General features: G+C 34.8%; 14 protein-coding genes. 4 read left to right on the forward strand and 10 right to left on the reverse strand.

What is annotated here, in order from left to right:
* The first annotated feature begins 78 nt into the window (after positions 1-78).
* Positions 79-759: a hypothetical protein gene (locus HNS40_RS02370; protein ID WP_172277081.1), complete on the forward strand. Its 681-nt coding sequence runs from the start codon at positions 79-81 to the stop codon at positions 757-759.
* A gap of 3 nt (positions 760-762) precedes the next feature.
* Here HNS40_RS02370 and HNS40_RS02375 read toward each other — a convergent pair whose 3' ends face one another.
* The gene (locus HNS40_RS02375) at positions 763-1,233 is read right to left on the reverse strand and encodes an accessory gene regulator B family protein (RefSeq protein ID WP_371742907.1); all 471 of its coding nucleotides are present in this window, start codon (positions 1,231-1,233) and stop codon (positions 763-765) included.
* Between the two features lie 160 nt (positions 1,234-1,393).
* Here HNS40_RS02375 and HNS40_RS02380 point away from each other — a divergent pair, with 160 nt between their 5' ends.
* The 3 genes from HNS40_RS02380 (at position 1,394) to HNS40_RS02390 (ending at position 3,732) form a co-directional block, all read left to right on the forward strand.
* Positions 1,394-2,212 carry an ion transporter gene (locus HNS40_RS02380; RefSeq protein ID WP_172277087.1) on the forward strand — a complete coding sequence of 273 codons (819 nt, stop codon included), beginning with the start codon at positions 1,394-1,396 and terminating at the stop codon, positions 2,210-2,212.
* Positions 2,213-2,653: 441 nt separating this feature from the next.
* Positions 2,654-3,349 carry an aquaporin Z gene (gene aqpZ / locus HNS40_RS02385; RefSeq protein ID WP_371742908.1) on the forward strand — a complete coding sequence of 232 codons (696 nt, stop codon included), beginning with the start codon at positions 2,654-2,656 and terminating at the stop codon, positions 3,347-3,349.
* Between the two features lie 125 nt (positions 3,350-3,474).
* Positions 3,475-3,732, forward strand: a complete 258-nt coding sequence (locus HNS40_RS02390; RefSeq protein ID WP_172277093.1) for a DUF1543 domain-containing protein — start codon at positions 3,475-3,477, stop codon at positions 3,730-3,732.
* Here HNS40_RS02390 and HNS40_RS02395 read toward each other — a convergent pair.
* From HNS40_RS02395 to HNS40_RS02435, 9 genes are all read right to left on the reverse strand, one after another.
* Complete coding sequence (locus HNS40_RS02395) at positions 3,727-4,761, reverse strand: DUF481 domain-containing protein (RefSeq protein WP_172277096.1); 1,035 nt, start codon at positions 4,759-4,761, stop codon at positions 3,727-3,729. The genes HNS40_RS02390 and HNS40_RS02395 overlap by 6 nt on opposite strands.
* A gap of 80 nt (positions 4,762-4,841) precedes the next feature.
* Complete coding sequence (locus tag HNS40_RS02400) at positions 4,842-5,768, reverse strand: cytochrome c (RefSeq protein ID WP_172277099.1); 927 nt, start codon at positions 5,766-5,768, stop codon at positions 4,842-4,844.
* Between the two features lie 4 nt (positions 5,769-5,772).
* The gene (gene nrfD, locus HNS40_RS02405; protein ID WP_172277102.1) at positions 5,773-7,119 is read right to left on the reverse strand and encodes an NrfD/PsrC family molybdoenzyme membrane anchor subunit; all 1,347 of its coding nucleotides are present in this window, start codon (positions 7,117-7,119) and stop codon (positions 5,773-5,775) included.
* A 36-nt stretch (positions 7,120-7,155) separates the two neighbouring features.
* Positions 7,156-8,142 carry a 4Fe-4S dicluster domain-containing protein gene (locus HNS40_RS02410; protein WP_172277105.1) on the reverse strand — a complete coding sequence of 329 codons (987 nt, stop codon included), beginning with the start codon at positions 8,140-8,142 and terminating at the stop codon, positions 7,156-7,158.
* A 329-nt stretch (positions 8,143-8,471) separates the two neighbouring features.
* The gene (locus tag HNS40_RS02415) at positions 8,472-9,107 is read right to left on the reverse strand and encodes a 7-carboxy-7-deazaguanine synthase QueE (RefSeq protein ID WP_172277108.1); all 636 of its coding nucleotides are present in this window, start codon (positions 9,105-9,107) and stop codon (positions 8,472-8,474) included.
* Positions 9,107-10,342, reverse strand: coding sequence for a T9SS type A sorting domain-containing protein (locus tag HNS40_RS02420; RefSeq protein ID WP_172277111.1), 1,236 nt, complete (start codon positions 10,340-10,342; stop codon positions 9,107-9,109). The genes HNS40_RS02415 and HNS40_RS02420 overlap by 1 nt, the downstream gene beginning before the upstream one ends.
* Positions 10,343-10,378: 36 nt before the next feature.
* Positions 10,379-11,260: a bifunctional methylenetetrahydrofolate dehydrogenase/methenyltetrahydrofolate cyclohydrolase FolD gene (gene folD / locus HNS40_RS02425; RefSeq protein ID WP_172277114.1), complete on the reverse strand. Its 882-nt coding sequence runs from the start codon at positions 11,258-11,260 to the stop codon at positions 10,379-10,381.
* A gap of 2 nt (positions 11,261-11,262) precedes the next feature.
* Positions 11,263-12,597 (reverse strand): signal recognition particle protein, encoded by a 1,335-nt coding sequence (gene ffh, locus HNS40_RS02430; protein ID WP_172277117.1) that lies wholly within the window; start codon positions 12,595-12,597, stop codon positions 11,263-11,265.
* A 362-nt stretch (positions 12,598-12,959) separates the two neighbouring features.
* A complete protein-coding gene (locus HNS40_RS02435) occupies positions 12,960-14,660 on the reverse strand; it encodes a M23 family metallopeptidase (protein ID WP_172277120.1) in 1,701 nt (566 codons plus the stop codon).
* Between the last annotated feature and the right edge of the window lie 201 nt (positions 14,661-14,861).

Genomic DNA, 14,861 nt, shown 5'->3' on the forward strand with positions numbered 1-14,861 from the left:
AAAATACCTGTCATTCCGATGCATAGCGAGGAATCTTAATAATTATTCGGACGCTATTGAAACCAAAACTAAAGTCATATGAGATCACTATTAAATATTTTCACGCTTTTCACCATTTTACTCTTTTTAAACTCTTGTGGAAATTCAAATCTGCAAGCCCAACAAGATGTAGTAGAGGATTCTACTGAATTGGCATCCTCAGAAAATATAGAAGTAGAAGTTATTGAAGAGAGTATATTTATTGAAGATATAGGAGAACGAGAACCAACAGATGACGAGATTAGAGAATTTGGTATCATCTCAAATATTGAAGATGGAATTTACCCCATGTTTATAGTAACCATTGAATTTCCAGAGCGAGAATTTCAAATGGATTTTAATCTAAACATGGAATATGCCAATATTGATCCAAAATCTATAGATCTGCTTATTGGTAAATATGCTAGTTTCTATTATACAAGTGAATTAGAGAATCGCCTGATAGATATGCATTTTCAAGGCAAATCCTTAATGGGAGACTATGCTCCAGAGGTGAGTGATAATTGGAAAAAAGTAAATGGAGTTTTGAGTGGAGCTGAAAGTCCTACCATAAGTGATTTGCCTGGAAGTATAAGCATCACCGATAAATCAGGTGAGGTTTTTGAGTTTGAATATTATGTAGATGAAATGATGGTGAAAGCCAATGGCCAAGAGGTAAATGCATTTTATACCTTACGAGGTGTGGAAGATATCACTTATTTGCGAGTGTCTGAGTATTAGGTCTTAGTGATTGAAAAATGGATGTTCCCATATTACTACGTCCGGATTGATAGTTCTTACACTTCGATGAAATTCGCCATCAAAAGAAGAGAAAAACCAGCAAGATTTTACTTTTTCTTCTTCGTTTTTGTATTTTAAAATCCAATATCTACTACCGTTAACTTTTGATCTACTCTTTTTTATGCTGATGATATTAGTGAAGTGAATGGCTTTTTCCTTTTTATCATGAATAATAAAAAAATACTCATCATCGTGTTTTAGTTTTCTCGCTCTCTTAAATAATAGAAAAAAGCCAATAGAACTGAAGAGAAGAACAAAGGTCCAGCCATCTTTAAAATCTCCAACAAGAATTCCAAATATAAATACCAATATGAAAGGGATGAAAAGATATCTCATCCAGGTATAGCCATAGCTGATGATTTTTTTCTCATTCATAAAATACGTTTTTACAATATTAGGGTTTTTATAGAAAATTTGCTTTCATTGTTTTGTTAATGAACTTGTAATCAGCCGCTATTTTTATTAAATGATAAGTTGTTAAGTTGGTTAATAAATTGAATATTCCTGAAATAAAATAAACGGTTATAACTTCTATATTCGTTGGAGCTATTGGAAATACAAAAAATTCCTATTTATGAAACATAAGCTTTATAAAATTCTTGAAAAAGGCGCCCATGGAAAGCGTCTTAATTTGTTTTTCGATTATTTTATCATGTCACTGATAATATTGAGTGTCATATCTATAGTTCTAGAATCGATTTCTGAAGTAAACATGGAATACGGGAATTATCTAAGGGCTTTTAACCTTTTCTCTATAGTTGTATTTACCATAGAATATTTATTGAGGCTTTATGTTTCTGATTTAATGTATCCTTCAAATAGTAGACTAAAATCGGCTCTTAAATTCATATTCTCTCCCTACGGACTCATTGACTTATTATCCATTTTACCATTTTACCTTCCCTTGATTTTCAAAATTGATTTGAGATTTTTACGGACTTTAAGGCTAATGCGATTTTTAAGAATCCTCAAAATAAATAGATACGATCATTCTTTTAAACTGATCTGGGATGTGATTAAAGAAAAGAAATCAGAACTTGGCGTTACAGGTTTTGTTACCTTTTTAACCCTTCTTGTGGCTTCTTTTCTAATGTATTATGTGGAGGGCGAAAAGCAACCAGAACTATTTCCAAATGTTTTAGAATCGTTTTGGTGGGCCATAAGTACATTGACAACTGTTGGGTATGGTGACGTGTACCCTATAACTGCCATGGGGAAGGTGATTAGTGGAGTAATTGCTTTAATGGGTATTGGGATAGTTGCCCTTCCTACTGGTATTGTAAGTGCTGGTTTTATTAGTAAAGTTCAAGAGAGAAAAAGACCTGCAAATTACAATACTTATCATTGCCCTCATTGTGGAGAAGAGCTTCCTCATAGCCATTTTAAGAATTAATTCTTTAGTTTGTCGATTAATTTGAGGTATCTATAAGCATATTCTATGCTTCAATTGCTTGTGTATTTTTTGCTTTTATTCGACCTCGAATAGTACTATATTTTCAGATAATTAGTATTCTAGAGGTTTGTATTGTTCTAGGTTAACATACTCTTTAGGTTTAAGCATAAAAATGACATGTACTTTAATAAAGAGAAAATCCATCTACGGATTCCGTTAATTTCCACAAATTTTTATTATAAACCATGGTTAGCTTTGTTATCCATGGTTTATCATCCGTGTTAATTACTATCAGTGAGCTCTCTGTGCTTCAGTTCGTGATAATGCGCGGACAAAATAAAAGTATGCTTTTATCCAGTGTGTATTGTAAGGTTGGTTTTTAATGTTCTAATAATTCTCTTATATTTGGATTCTTTAAATCAATGTTATTCATCTAAAATAATTTTTATGAAAAAATTAGTAGCAGAATTTATAGGAACCCTTTGGTTGGTTCTTGGTGGTTGTGGAAGCGCTGTATTGGCAGCAGGTTTTCCTGAATTAGGAATTGGTTTTGCTGGTGTTGCACTAGCTTTTGGACTTACGGTAGTGACAATGGCTTACGCGATTGGTCATATTTCAGGATGTCATTTGAATCCTGCAGTTTCTATTGGTTTATGGGCCGGAGGACGATTCGATAAGAAAGAATTATTACCTTATATTGCAGCTCAAGTTTTAGGTGGGATCGCAGGTGCTGGAATACTCTATTTAATTGTGAGTGGAAAACCTGGTTTTGAGTTAGGTGGCTTTGCCGCAAATGGATATGGTGAGCATTCTCCAGGTGGATTTTCAATGGCATCAGCTTTAATTACTGAAATTGTAATGACCTTTATGTTCTTGATTATCATTTTAGGAGCTACACATTCTAAAGCACCTAAATATTTAGCGGGACTCGCTATTGGCTTGGGTTTAACATTGATTCACTTGATCAGTATTCCGGTTACTAATACTTCCGTAAACCCTGCACGTTCAACTAGTCAAGCTATTTTTGTAGGCGATTGGGCTATAGATCAACTATGGCTATTTTGGCTTGCGCCTATCATAGGAGCCCTATTGGCTGGATTGGTTTATAAATTCCTTTCTCCTGAAGAAAAAGCATAATACGAGAATACGATTAATAATATGAAGCTTGAGAAATTCTCAGGCTTTTTTTATACACCTTTTTTATAAAAGATATTTATTAGGAATATTTAATTTAGCATTACTAATTGACTAAAATTAACATCATGGAAAAGCATTTATACGCCATATTATTAGGCGGGAAATTAAGAGCAAATCATTTAATGGAAGATCACAATTTGGTATTTGTTATTGCTGAAAATGAACCTAAAGCTAGAAAGTTAGCTAAGCATAAATGGCAAGCGGAGGAGGTTCATGTGGATGGAACTCAAAGAATAGATCAGGTAGATGGTTTCAAAATAAAATTGGAAAAGCAAGAGGGTGAAACGAGTAAATTGAGCACCAACTCTAAGTATTCTTTATAATTCCCAACCTAGGCCAACAGTATAAACATAGTCTTCTGGAGTAGCATCTGAAATAGGTTTATTGTCTATATTATAATCAAAAGTTCCTCTGATATAAAAGTCTCGAGGTAATTCGTATTTGGCACTGACCTTGCTGATCATTCTTACTCGTCCTCTTTCTGAAAAACTTGGATAAACAGTAATGTTGGTAAACATGCTTAAATCCCCCATATCAAACATGTTATATTCTAATTTCAAGGTTCCTTCTATACTATTTAAATCAGCAGGGTTATCTGGATTATCAACAAAGTTCTCTAGCGTATATGCGATACCAAATGAATAGTTGAAATAAACTTTATTCGTATGAATAAGATATTGACCAATGCTTAAATTATAGGTGCTTCTCAGATCAAGCTGTTGTTCAGTATTACTATAATAATTGGCTATTGCAGAAGAAAAGAAATCGTTTTTCATGAAGTATTTGAAGTCTAACATACCTGTTGTTCTTTTCGTACTTGGTGCATTATCTTGAACATTTCGAATCACGTTAAAGCTACTAGCAATACCCCATTTAATTCTATAATAGTCAGCATGAATATTACTGTTCAACTGATGTAGATTATTGGTTTTGGTGAAGGAGTATCCAAAATCCAATGACAGGTTCATGATATCAAATATTTTTCCATCGTCTACTTGTTTTAAATAAACAACATCCTCGATTTCTGTGCTTATCATTCCATTCACATAGTCCGTAATTCTAATACTATGATTGGTGGTGTCTTTTTGTATTTTACCAAATAGTCGTTCGCCAGAATTTAAGGTGACTCTAAAATTTCTAGTAGAAATAACTTGGCTAATCTCCAGCCATTCTATTTGGAAATCCTTTTCGCTATAGCTGGTTTTAAATATTAAGACTCCGCGCTCCATTTGCTTTATCTCGCCATATAATCTAGTTTGGTCCTTAGTGATTAAGGTGTCGCTTTGTGCATAAGAGAGTAATGGTAAAATTAGGCATAGGAGTAGAAGAATATAAATTATGTGATGTTTCATTTTAAATGTTTTGTATAGCAAAAATATAAAAACCGAGTCAATAAATCGACTCGGTTTTATCTATTGTCAGAACAGAAATTTTAGTTTCCGATTTTCTTTATTTTAAATAGATTCATAACTACTTTTCCCATAACTCCCCATGCAATTAAAACCATAGAAAGATAGGTGACCAATAACCAAATTGGGAAATTTCCTCGATTGGCCCATAGGGCACGAGTTTCACTAAAGTGACTTGGATGAGTAGCAATAAGTTTTAATTCAGCAGATTGATTTAATTCACCAAATTTTTCTTGGTCTACTACATAGACTACTAGTTCTCCTATACCTTTTTCACCACTTGGTAAATCGGCAGGATAAATAGCTTTAATAACACCCTCCTCATTGGTTATAGCACCAGCTTCCATAATCGGAAGATTATTGAAATAACGCTTGATTCCTATGAAGATTTCAGCATCGACGACTGGAGCTTTTGCGCCATTGAAGGTACCCATTAAAATGGCGCTTACTTCGCTATTGGCCTCGTCTACTTTTACTTCAAGGAAATATGGAGCACCTACTTCTGTATCATTAGATTTTGGAGTTTCAACTACTTGAGCACTTGCTGTAGGCTTAAAGTTAGCATCAAAAGAGCGGATATAATTGACCACATCACCTCTTTGTTGCTCAGAAAGAATAGCACCATAGGCTGGCATTGTAGCACGACCATCAGTTATTTTATGGAAAATGCTACCTTCAGTATTGGCATCATGGAAAGCTTGTTCACCAAAATCAGTAGGTTTAGGAATCAATGGCAAACCATTGTTTTTACCCACATCGCCGTGGCAAGATTTACAATTAGCTAAAAATACTACTTTCCCAGCTTTAACGCTTTTGTCAGAATAAGCAATTGGATTGCTGTCTTTTCGCTTGGCATCGCTTACTTTCCAATCGCTTTGAGCCATTAAGCTAAATGGCATCATTAGGACTAAAACAGCCAAAATATTTATTGTTATCGTTTTTGTCTTCATAGCACTAATCATATTTTTCAAATTCTTCAGTAATTCCTTTTTCTTCGGCTAATTCCCACATTGGAATGACAGGGAAAATCTTAAGAAGAATGGTAATGATCATTAGAGCCATTGCAAAAGCTCCAGCTGTAACTGCCACTTCAATCCAAGTAGGCATGTATTTATGGAATTCATCAGGCACATTTTGGATAGGCAAATGTGGATGAAGTAAAGTAGGAACAACAATGATAATTCTTTTTAGAAATGCTCCAATAAGAACAATGACTGCAATAAATGTTAAGTTATTTGGCTTTCTCCAATGTTTAAATATCATAAAGAAAATGGGTAATCCCATTCCAATGATTTGAACCACCCAAAATAAGCCAGCATAGGCTCCTTGGAAAAGAGTATGCAAATGAACGGCTTCACCAGTCTTCATTTTATAAGCAGGAACTAAGAATTCATTAATATTGAAATAAGCATACAATAAAGAAACCAATACTAATAATCTACCCATCATATCAAAATGATGATCCGTAAAATAGTCTTGAAGTTTGTAATTAGAACGAAGAATATACATCACAATAATGACGGCTGCTGTTCCTGCTACAAAAGCTCCAGCTACGAAATAAGGACCAAAAACAGTAGTGTCCCAGCCAATTCGCAAAGTAGATGCAAATAGCCAAGATGTTACCGTATGAATAGCCATAGCTACTGGTATGATGATGATACTTAGCATTCTAATACTCTTATGAAGAATTTTATATTGCTCTGGAGTACCAATCCAACCTAAACTAAGGATATTATACAATTGATATTGCCAAACAGGCATATCCTTCATTTTCTTTTTGATAAAAGCTAAATCAGGAATTAAAGGTAAAATAAAGAGGAGGGTGCTAATAGCTACATAAGTTGTAATTACTGTAACATCCCAAACAATAGGAGATTGTAGTCTTCCGTGAAGGAATAGATTTAAAAACCTATCCGGACGACCCATATCTGTGATAATAACCAAACCGGCTACCATTACAAATCCTAAAGCAATAATTTCGGAAACTCTAGTGATAGGCTTTACCCATTTTTGCCCTGCTAATCCTAAAACTGCACTCACTAGCATTCCAACCAAACTCACAGCAACAAAGAATACAAAATTGGAAATGTACAATCCCCAACTCACATAATCGCGCATGGCTGTTACACCTAATCCTTCAGTAAGCTGAATATAATAGGCATAGCCAAAGACCACCATTACCAATCCCAAGAATCCCATCCAAGGTAAAAATCCCTTATGGTTCTTCATGGGTCTGATAGCATCTTCAGCATACTTATCAACCAAATTCTTGGCTTGTTCTTTTGATAAAGATTCAGACATATCTTTTATTTTTTTATTGATTTTTCAAATGATTTTTTAAACGTGATGTTCGTCTTCCAAAGTGGTTTTACCATTATATTCGAATGGAAACATTCTGTTTTTTGGTGGTAAATAATACACGTTTGGTTTAGTTCCTAATTCTGGGAGTAGCGTATATCCTGCATTTTTACGAATCAATTCGCTAAAACGAGTGGTTTCTCCTGAGGTACCATTGGTAACAGCATCCTCATTTAAATCACCAAAATAATAAACTCCATTGGGACATGCGGAAACACAATAAGGAAGTTTTCCTTCTCTTAAGCGGTCGGCACTAAATAAACATTTTGAAATAGTTCCTTTTTTTTGTGGAACATTAAGCTCGACATTATAAAGCAAATCTTCATCCTCTTCGTGATTCTTAGGCTCAAACCAGTTGAAAACCCTTGCAGAATAAGGACAAGCTGCTATACAGAAACGGCAACCTATACATCTTTCATTATCAATTAAAACAATTCCATCTTGGCGTTTAAAAGTAGCATCAACAGGACAAACCTTAGTGCATGGAGGGTTGTCACAATGGAAACAAGGCTTGGGCATGAAATATGGCTCTGTATGCTCCGATTCTTGCATACGCAATACATTGATGTGATGTTGCTCTTCACGCAAATGGTGTGCATTTTGGCAAGAAGCCATACATGCTCTTACGTTTCTACAACGAGCTAAGTCTATCACCATCACCCAATGCTTACCTGGGATTCCTTCGCGACCTTGTTCTTGTAAAGCTGATGTATATTGATCCTTTTGAACAGGACTTAGTTCACTGGCTTTAATTTCTGCCAACTGACCATCTTCAGTCAGCACTTTAATCTTTTTTTCGGAATCCGATAAAGCAGACTCAGCTTCGCCACCATGTCCTTCTTTACCATCTTGAGCGGCAAAGCCAGCATATCCCGCTGCTCCGGCTGCCACCGCACCAATCCCAATTAAAGAGCCGATTTTCAGGAAATCTCTCCTTGATTTGGGGTTTGAATTATTATCTGACATATGTTATAATTTGATTTTGTTTTTCTTCTGTGAAAATAGGAAAAAAATTAACAAAAATTTTAAATTTCCCATAATTACTGTAAAATGAATTTTCTAAACTCCTAAAAGCCTTGTGATTATTTCTTTTTCTTGAACAGTTTTACAACTCTAAATGACATAAAAACCAACGATTAGGAATAAAGATATAACTTAAAGAAATTTGTTGGCCAAAAGTACTAAGTCCTATCCTAATTTCAAAAGAAATAGGTAATAAAATACCGAAATTCAGTAGCTTATTACCTATTTTTTAATGTATAGCAATATGTTGTTTGCTAGGTATTTACATCGGATTATGGAATTTTCATGTATTTGTGGCTTTGAATAGAGATATTCCATTGAGGATTCTTCATTACATATTCTGTTATCGCATGCATCATTTGATCTGCTTTACTCCATTCTGGTTGAAGGAATAAAAGGCAATCTGAGTTTACGAGTTTAGCATTGGCTTCGGCCCAAGCAAAGTCTTCTTCGGTTTCAATAACTACTTTTAATTCACTGGCTCTGGAGTAAACAGACTCCACCGGTGGTGATTTTTTCTTTGGTGAAACGCATATCCATTCCCATTCACCAGAATAGGGGTGAGCGCCACTACTTTCTAAATAGCGTGTCACATTATTTTTTTTCAATTCTGCACATAGGTAGTCCAAGTTGTTCATTAACGGTTCACCACCAGTAACCACAACTGCCTTTGCGGGCTGAGCAGCAGCATTTTTTACAATATCATCAGTAAGGGTAGGAGGATGCATCTTTCGATTCCAACTCTCTTTCACATCACACCATTTACAGCCCACGTCACAACCTCCAATTCTGATAAAGTAAGCGGCTTGTCCTGTATTGGCTCCCTCTCCTTGTATGGTATAAAATTCTTCCATTAATGGAAGCATTTTTCCCTCATCTAACAATATATCCTCTTGTTCTTTTGTCATTATTCTGTAATCATTAGTTTTTGGAAACCAATGTTTTTTCCTTCTTTCACTCGGACAAAGAAAATCCCTTGTCCCAACTCAGAAGTATTAATTTTAACACTGACTCCTTTTTGAAATTGGTTTTCTACGAAACTAAATTGGCTTACTTTCTGCCAGCTTAAATTATAGATTTCCACATCGAAATTAGGTTTCTTTAATCCTTTGATACTGACTATAACTTTTCCTTCTGAAGGATTGGGCTTTAGGATGATTTCAAAGGGTTTAAATAATGGTGAGTTTATACGAGATGCGTTTATGATTTGTATTAAGTCGAGTTGATAAAGTCGTGGAGGAATAAATGAATCCTCACAAGTCATTAATAAATGGTCTTTATCTTTAAAGCAAATAGATTCTGTTTGAGCTCCTTGTATATGAGCAAAGTCCACTCGTTTCTTGTTTCCACCAAAAAACTCATCATTCTTAAAGTCCCAAATCACCCAAACAAAAGGAACGAAATTCTCATAACCTACGAGGGCCAAAATATTTTCCTCTTCAAAATAGTCGGCACCTGTTAATAATCCTCTCACATTAAACTGGTCGTGGATTTCTAGTAAATAGTGACCAGCTTGTTTAGGGATTTTATAGCAACTGGTTTGTTGGTTTACCCAGTTTTTTGTAAAAATATAGAGAAAGTTACCCATTGGAGCTACTGATTCACAATCGTAATTATTGCTTCTGTTTTGCTTATTAAAGTTGATCTGATCTTGATAGGCAAATGTAATTTTTTCAGTATTAACTTCAGTATTACCCTCCTCAGGGATTTCTGATTTTAAAATTTTATAGATGGTAAGATCGTCTCTGGTGCCATAGTTATTTCCAAAATCACCAATATAAATAAAATTTTCATCCTGAGTGATATCTTCATAATCGAAATTAATAGCTCCTCTGAGCAATATTTTTTGCGTGACTTCACCCGTAGATTCATCTAAACGATAAATAGCAGGTTCTCCTCCAGAGTCATTATGGGTCCAGGGAGCATTTCTGAACCAAATTAATCCGCTGGTTTCTGATACTTCCGAAGCCAATTCTTCGATGATTATTTCTGGCTCCATGAGCACAGGATCATATAAACACGATCCATCATTTTCTTGCGCCATGGAGTTATAATTATTGGCATTGGGATCCGTACAACCTAATTGAGCCCAAGAATAACTTATTGGGAAGATAAACGCAATAATCAAAAGAAGATTCTTCATAAGTGTGGGATTTATGATAAGAACAGGAAGTAAAAACTATCTGTAAACTTCTTTCTTAGAAGCTTTAAGAGTGTTTTCTAAAAGTGCAGCAATGGTCATGAGACCAACACCACCAGGAACAGGAGTAATTAGGCTTGCTTTTTTGCTCACCTCATCAAATTTCACATCCCCCACTATTTTATATCCTTTTTCTGAATTGTCATTTTTTCTGTGAATCCCAACATCAATAATTACGGCATCTTTTTTTACCATATCCTCTGTTAAGAATTCTGGTTGGCCAATAGCGGCAATAATGATATCCGCTTGGGCAGTTATTTCTTTCAGGTTTTTGGTTCTGCTATGGCATAGGGTAACAGTGGCATCGCCAGGATTACTTTTTCTACTTAACATGATAGAAATAGGAGTTCCTACGATATTAGATCTACCTAAAACAACTACATTTTTACCAGATGTTTCGATTTTATATTCTTCAATCATCATCATGATACCATAGGGAGTAGCAGGTAGATAAGTTGGTGCACCAGTCACCATTTTGCCAATATTGATAGGATGAAAACCATCTACATCTTTTGAGGGATCTATTTTGTTGATGACTCTATCCACGTCAATATGATCTGGAAGCGGAAGTTGAACAATAAATCCATCCACATCAGGATCATTATTCAAAAAGTCGATGATTTCGATCAGCTCAGCTTCAGTAGTTTTCTCAGAATATTTATAAAGTGAAGAAGTGATACCAACCGAACGACAAGCTTTTTCCTTACTTTTTACATAAAACTCGCTTGCTGGATCTGCACCCACTAAAACGGCTGCTAAATGAGGAGCTTTCTCATCGTTATCAATCATTTTAGCTACCTGAGCAGCTATTTTATCTTTAATTTTCTTAGAGGTGACTTTTCCGTCGATTAACTTGCTCATGATTATCTTCTTCTCATTTTATTCATCATATTCATCATGTTTTTGCCACCACCACCGCTCATCATTTTCATCATTTTGCTGGTTTCGGCAAATTGTTTAAGAAGTTGATTTACTTCTCTCACTTCTGTACCTGCTCCCAATGCAATCCTTCTTCTGCGACTTCCATCTATGATTTTTGGATTCTCTCTTTCTGCAGGGGTCATGGAATATATAATAGCTTCTATGCCTTTGAAAGCATCATCGTCAATATCTACATTCTTTAAGGCTTTTCCCATACCTGGAATCATACCCATCAAGTCTTTTACATTACCCATTTTCTTAATTTGCTTGATTTGATTCAAGAAATCATTGAAATTGAATTGATTTTTAGCAATTTTCTTTTGAAGTTTTTTAGCTTCTTCTTCATCAAATTGCTCTTGGGCTCTTTCTACAAGAGAAACAATATCACCCATACCTAAAATCCTATCGGCCATTCGGCTAGGATGGAATACATCAAGAGCGTCCATTTTTTCTCCAATACCCACAAACTTGATGGGCTTAGTAACTACCGAACGGATAGTTAGCGCAGCACCACCACGAGTATCACCATCTAATTTGGTAAGGATAACCCCATCAAAGTTTAATTGATCGTTAAAGGCTTTGGCGGTGTTTACAGCATCTTGACCAGTCATGGAATCTACCACAAACAAAGTATCGTGAGGTTTAATGGCTTTTTTGATTTCGGAAATTTCCTTCATCATTTGCTCATCTATAGCCAAACGACCAGCAGTATCCACAAGAACCACATTATAGCTACTCTCGTGCGCTCGTTTTACCGCGTTACGCGCAATATCTACGGGGTTTTTATTGTCTTCTTCAGTATAAACATCAACTCCAATTTCGCCACCAAGTACTTTTAATTGCTCAATCGCAGCAGGACGATAAACATCACATGCCACCATTAAAGGTTTCTTTCCTTTTTTGGTTTTAAGGTAATGAGCTAATTTAGCAGTATGTGTTGTTTTACCAGAGCCTTGAAGTCCGGCCATTAAAATTACAGCAGGATTATTATCTATATTTAGTTCTGTTGCAGTACCGCCCATTAATTCGGCCAACTCATCGTGTACTATTTTTACCATTAATTGCTTAGGAGATACGGCATTTAGAACATCAAGTCCTAAGGCTTTATCCTTTACATTAGCAGTAAAAGTTTTAGCGATTTTATAGCTCACATCGGCCTCTAATAAGGCTTTTCTGATTTCTTTAATAGTCTCGGCCACATTAATCTCAGAGATTTTGCCTTGGCCTTTAAGTATTTTGAACGAACGTTCTAGTCTATCATTTAATCCTTCAAACATATTCTTTTGGAATTTTAGGGCTGCAAAAATAGTAATTTTCTATGAAAATTCCTTGTTAAAATGATGCTTGGTTTTTGTTATTGAAATTAAACGATATGCCTTTATGATATTGGTATAAAAGGGACTTTTGATTGGATTTAGAAAAGTGAAAGTATAAAAAAAAGGTGCGATAACCAGTCGCACCTCAAACACAAACCATAATTAACCAAAGAAATATTATTCACTAATATTTCTTATGCAAATATAAGTGCTCTTTTAGAACTAATATTAAACGATTATTAAATGTTGGAGAAAAATGTGCAAATGGAATGATTCAATGACTAAGCGCAGTGGTTTTACTTAACAAAAGGGTGGGTATGAAACTAAAAATGAAGTATTTTTTCAGAAATATTACCTACGCCATCATTGATAATGATTTTGAAGACATTTTTTTCTTGAATATTATTCAGTTGGCAAGTCAAGCGAGATTTTTTTGGATCATAACTCATTAAAATCCAGGAACCGTTGAACCAAGCATTATAATCAGAAATTCCACTTTCTTGATCTGTAATAGTAAAAGAAAGGCTTTTGGGTGTTTTGTTATTTTCTAATTTTGTTCTCACTTTTATAGAGGGCGCAATGGTGTCAACTAAAATGAGGTATTCGCCAAAATCTCTGGTTTTAAAACTCAAGTCATATGTGTTTTCCCATGAAGAAGAATAAGCGCTGATACTTTTTTTATAATATTCACCAATATAAATATTATTTTTTAGGTCCTCTTCGATTTCAATATTCTTCAACTTCACGTGAATATGCTCTTGTAAACCAGCACCTACTTTACCAATATGATATTTCTTTCCATTGATCGATTTGTCGCTTTCTTCAATGGAGGAGCTAAAGCTCAAAGTATCATATAAACTTCTACTCGGGAAATAGACCTTTATATTTTCGTCCTCATAATTATTTTCACCCAAAGGGTAGTATAAATTGCCACTACTTAATGACTCATTATTCTCAATAGTCTTTGAAAAAACGGTGAAATTGAGGATGGCTTTATTGTCATGTATGTCTTTTACAATGTATTTTATCTGATGGTATTGATTATCGTTAAAAGAGAAAACCCCCTTATTTACAATCTTGTTATAAATAGGAAGTTTGTTATTGGGGCTCTGATAAGTTCTTTGATAACTCCTTCCTTTCTTTTTATAGAAATCAAAATCAATGAGTGTGTTGATATATCTGGTGCTAGCAAAATTTAGTCTTTCCACATTGTGTGAATATACGAGATTAGAATCCACGAAAATTTCTATCTCATAAACTCCATTTTTATTTTGAGTATCATTTTGTTTGTCAATGGTGTTGATACCTAGATAAAAGTCTCCAGCAATTTCTAAGGTATCCTTTTCTTTCAGTAAATAATCACTTCCCCAACCTTTTAGAGTGAAAGTTTGAGCATTTTGTTTTCCCTCGATTTTAGCCTGTTCTTCTGCTGGGTATATTCTTATCGAACTTATGGTAGGGGTAATGAAGTCTTTAACTTTGAATCCGAAAAGTAATGGGTTGATGATTTCTTGATTGGCCGTTTCACGAATTTCAAAATGAAGATGAGGTCCTCCAGAACCACCTGTATTTCCACTTAAGGCAATAATGTCTCCTTTTTTAACTGGAAATTGCCCAGCTTTTACATATAAGTCTACACTAAAACTTTGGTTTTTGTATTGTTGCTGTTCAACGTATTTGGCAGCATCTCCTTTGAGTTCTTTCAGGTGACCATAAACGGTGGTGTATCCGTTTGGATGATCGATATAAACAGCATTTCCATAACCCCAAGGCGAAATTTTAATACGACTTACCCAGCCATCAGCTGCTGCGTAAATATTCTTTCCTTCTACTCCTCCAGTTTTAATGTCTATTCCGCCATGAAAGTGATTGGAGCGTAATTCCCCAAATGTTCCAGAAAGATAAATTCTACCTTCTACAGGTGAACGAAAATAATCTTGTGGATATTTTGACTTAGTTTGAGCATTTAAATGTTGAAAAAGGACGCTAGAAAGAAAAATCAGTAGGATATATTTGAATTTCATAAAACTTGTTCATTTATTTTGGGGTTTGCAAAAATAGGAAATTTCGTTTGATAGTTAAAAGTTAATATTTAACAGTTAATAGTTAAAAATCAAAACTGTCCAAATGAAGTTCCATATCAAAAAAGATTCTTCACTTCATTGCATTACGTTCTGAATGACAAGGTGTTCGGATTTTATAAGGAGGAAGAAGGGCTTTGCTTT

It is taken from the genome of Lentimicrobium sp. S6 (assembly GCF_013166635.1).
In the GTDB taxonomy this organism is placed as follows: Bacteria; Bacteroidota; Bacteroidia; order Bacteroidales; family UBA12170; genus UBA12170.

What these genes read in the sequence shown, in the direction of transcription:
- HNS40_RS02370 (WP_172277081.1), top strand. Translation starts at nt 79, where the DNA reads ATGAGATCACTATTAAATATTTTCACGCTTTTCACCATTTTACTCTTT.
- HNS40_RS02380 (WP_172277087.1), top strand. Translation starts at nt 1,394, where the DNA reads ATGAAACATAAGCTTTATAAAATTCTTGAAAAAGGCGCCCATGGAAAG.
- HNS40_RS02390 (WP_172277093.1), top strand. Translation starts at nt 3,475, where the DNA reads ATGGAAAAGCATTTATACGCCATATTATTAGGCGGGAAATTAAGAGCA.
- HNS40_RS02395 (WP_172277096.1), bottom strand. Translation starts at nt 4,761, where the DNA reads ATGAAACATCACATAATTTATATTCTTCTACTCCTATGCCTAATTTTA.
- HNS40_RS02400 (WP_172277099.1), bottom strand. Translation starts at nt 5,768, where the DNA reads ATGAAGACAAAAACGATAACAATAAATATTTTGGCTGTTTTAGTCCTA.
- nrfD (WP_172277102.1), bottom strand. Translation starts at nt 7,119, where the DNA reads ATGTCTGAATCTTTATCAAAAGAACAAGCCAAGAATTTGGTTGATAAG.
- HNS40_RS02410 (WP_172277105.1), bottom strand. Translation starts at nt 8,142, where the DNA reads ATGTCAGATAATAATTCAAACCCCAAATCAAGGAGAGATTTCCTGAAA.
- HNS40_RS02415 (WP_172277108.1), bottom strand. Translation starts at nt 9,107, where the DNA reads ATGACAAAAGAACAAGAGGATATATTGTTAGATGAGGGAAAAATGCTT.
- HNS40_RS02420 (WP_172277111.1), bottom strand. Translation starts at nt 10,342, where the DNA reads ATGAAGAATCTTCTTTTGATTATTGCGTTTATCTTCCCAATAAGTTAT.
- folD (WP_172277114.1), bottom strand. Translation starts at nt 11,260, where the DNA reads ATGAGCAAGTTAATCGACGGAAAAGTCACCTCTAAGAAAATTAAAGAT.
- ffh (WP_172277117.1), bottom strand. Translation starts at nt 12,597, where the DNA reads ATGTTTGAAGGATTAAATGATAGACTAGAACGTTCGTTCAAAATACTT.
- HNS40_RS02435 (WP_172277120.1), bottom strand. Translation starts at nt 14,660, where the DNA reads ATGAAATTCAAATATATCCTACTGATTTTTCTTTCTAGCGTCCTTTTT.